The sequence below is a fragment of the Pseudomonas fluorescens genome (assembly GCF_902497875.1).
GTDB lineage: Bacteria > Pseudomonadota > Gammaproteobacteria > Pseudomonadales > Pseudomonadaceae > Aquipseudomonas > Aquipseudomonas fluorescens_BR.
Window position 1 is genome coordinate 1 of sequence record NZ_CABVHY010000100.1, and the last position, 1,886, is coordinate 1,886.

Consider the following 1,886-nt stretch of genomic DNA (forward strand, 5'->3'; position numbering starts at 1 on the left):
CGCGACCACATCCGTTGGGCCGTCAGCCGTTTTCATGGGGAGGATCTGTTTTTCGGCCATGGGACTGACAATGCCTGGGACGAAGCCCGTCAATTGGTGCTCGGCGCGTTGCACCTGCCTTGGGAAATTGCCGACAGTTATCTGGACTGCCGCCTGGAAGAGGACGAGTTGGTCAATCTGCAACGCCTGATCACGCGTCGTATCGAAGAGCGGATCCCTACGGCTTACTTGTTGGGTGAGGCGTGGTTCTGCGGTATGTCGTTCATCGTTGACGAACGAGTGCTGATCCCGCGCTCACCGATTGGCGAGCTGATCGAAAAACGATTTGCGCCCTGGTTGGACGCCGAGCCGGCACGCATTCTTGACCTGTGCACCGGTTCGGGCTGCATTGGTATCGCCTGCGCTTATGAGTTCCAGAACGCCGAAGTGGTACTGGCCGATCTGTCGTTCGAAGCGCTGGAAGTCGCCAATCAGAACATTGAACGTCACGGTGTCGACGAGCGGGTCTATACGGTTCAGGGGGATGGTTTCGATGGTCTGCCGGGCCAGCGTTTCGACCTGATCGTTTCCAATCCGCCGTACGTCGATGCCGAAGATTTCGCCGACATGCCGGACGAGTATCAGCATGAGCCCGAGTTGGGTCTGGCCTGCGGTGAGGACGGCTTGAACCTGGTGCGACGCATGCTCAGCGAAGCGGCGGATCACCTGACCGAAAAAGGTTTGCTGATCGTCGAAGTCGGCAACAGCCAGGTGCACGTCGAAGCGCTGTACCCGGAAGTGGACTTCGCCTGGCTCGACTTCGAACACGGCGGCCATGGCGTGTTCATGCTCAGCGCCGAACAGTGCCGTCAGCATCAGGCGGTGTTTGCTTCGAGGGTTTAGAAAGTAGCGAGACCTTCTGCGTACACAAGCCCTGTAGGAGCTGCCGCAGGCTGCGATCTTTTGATCCTGGCGCCCGTCCGGCCAACGTATTGTCCGCCTCAAAGATCGCAGGCTTCGCCAGCTCGCCGACCGCAGGCATCTGAAATATCGTGGGGCCCGCAATTCTCCCTACAAGGAGCAGTCGGTCGACGCTCCTACAGTTTTGCGGTGGCGTGCCGTTATAGCTTTAACCACGCCAATCAAGAGTGAACGCCATGCGCCTGAGCCTGAAGGCCAAAGTTTTATCCCTCGCGGTACTCCCGGTTTTACTGTTTGCGCTGGTGATCAGTCTGACCACGGTGTTCATTCTGCAGAATCAGGCCCGCAGCGAAGTCGAAATAACCCGTCAGCGTCTGCTGAGCGATGCCAAGGCGACCCTGCAAAGTTATGTAGCGGTGGCGATGAGTGCGATCAAGCCGCTGTACGACGCGGCGGCACCGGGTGATGACGCGGCGCGGGCGCAGGTGGTCAAGCTGCTGTCGAGCATCAGCTACGGCAAGGATGGCTACTTCTTCGGTTACGACTCGCAAATCGTGCGCCTGTTCAAGGGCAACAGCCCGGAAGGTGTGGGTCAGAACTTCAACGACAAACGCGATCCGAATGGCGTGTACTTCAACCGTGAGTTGGTGCAAGTCGCCAAGGACGGTACCCACTATCTGCAATACAGCTCGTCGCTGCCGGGTAACAACAAAGTCCTGGTGCCCAAACTCGGCTACTCCGAATACCTGCCCAAGTGGGACATGGTCATCGGCACTGCGGTCAACCTCGACGGTATCGAAGCGCAGGTCGCGTTGGTCGAAGCCAAGGTTCATGAGCGCATGGAAGGGGTGGTGCTGAGTATCGTCGGCATCGCCGTGGTGGTGCTGCTGGTGATTGGCGCGGTCGGCATGCTGCTGGCGAACACTATGCTGCGTCCGCTGCATCTGATGAAAGCCAACCTTGACGATATCGCCGCCGGCGAGGGC

The 1,886-nt window shown here is 58.9% G+C and carries 2 protein-coding genes; both read left to right on the forward strand.

The annotated features are described in order from the left end of the window. A partial coding sequence (prmB, locus tag F8N85_RS33810; RefSeq protein ID WP_150807671.1) for a 50S ribosomal protein L3 N(5)-glutamine methyltransferase occupies positions 1-882 on the forward strand: 882 nt, incomplete at its 5' end. A 254-nt stretch (positions 883-1,136) separates the two neighbouring features. Continuing rightward, positions 1,137-1,886, forward strand: a 750-nt coding sequence (locus F8N85_RS33815) for a cache domain-containing protein (RefSeq protein WP_191636320.1), incomplete at its 3' end; no start/stop codon positions are given.